The following is an 860-nucleotide window of genomic DNA, read 5'->3' on the forward strand; positions in this document are numbered from 1 at the left end:
TGTTCCTCCTGCTCACCGCGAACCGACGCGCGCGGCGCGAGCGGGATCCATTCTGCCGCGCCCGCTCAGCCGCCTCGGACTATCGGACCCCGCTCGTTCAGTCTGCGGGGGCGGTCAGGCGGCCGTCCTCGTGCGACGCGATCGCTGCGGCGAAGATGCGGTGGGTGAGCGCCGCCTCCGCGGGTCGCACGGTGCCGAACCGGTCGCCGAGCTCGCCCACGTACTCGGCGAGGAACGCCGCCCACATCTGCAGGATCGCGTCGGAGAATCCCGATTCGAAGTTCGGCCCCGTCACCGTCGGCCACACCGACTGGCTGCCCGCGTCGATGCGCTGCCACGACTGCTCGCGGCCGACCCCGGGCACGTCGATCAGCGCGAACACCTCGACCTGCTTGGGGTTCTTCGTGCTGAAGCGCACGCCGCCCGACATCCCGATCGCCTCGAACTCCCAGGTGTTCTTCTCGCCCGGAGCGATGCGCTTGGTGACGGTCGTGAGCGGGAACTCGGCGCCATCGTGACGTGCCCGCGAGTGGATGATCGCGTTGTCCCAGGTGTCGCAGGGCACCAGGTCGCCGCCCGGTCCGGGCCGCTCGGTGACGATGTCCTGCAGCACGCCGAACACCCCCTCGGGCGCCCACCCGAGTCGCAGCGGCACGTGCCACGTGTGCATGCCGAGGTCGTTCATCACGCCCGCGACACCGCAGAACTTCTGCTGCCGCTTCCAGTTGAGCGGCTTGTTCACGTCGAGGTCGCTCGCGTGGAGGAAGCCGCAGGTCGCTTCGACGATGCGCCCGAGCGCGCCCGAGCGCACGTAGTCGATGGCCCACTGGGCGCCGGGGAAGAACGGCATCTCGCTCGAG

The 860-nt window shown here is 70.1% G+C and carries 1 protein-coding gene; it reads right to left on the reverse strand.

The genetic code is table 11. The annotated features are described in order from the left end of the window. Nucleotides 1-97: 97 nt before the first annotated feature. Nucleotides 98-860, reverse strand: a 763-nt coding sequence (locus tag ASG00_RS11905; protein WP_235559549.1) for a gfo/Idh/MocA family oxidoreductase, incomplete at its 5' end; no start/stop codon positions are given.

It is taken from the genome of Microbacterium sp. Leaf351 (assembly GCF_001423825.1).
Classification (GTDB): Bacteria; Actinomycetota; Actinomycetes; order Actinomycetales; family Microbacteriaceae; genus Microbacterium; species Microbacterium ginsengisoli.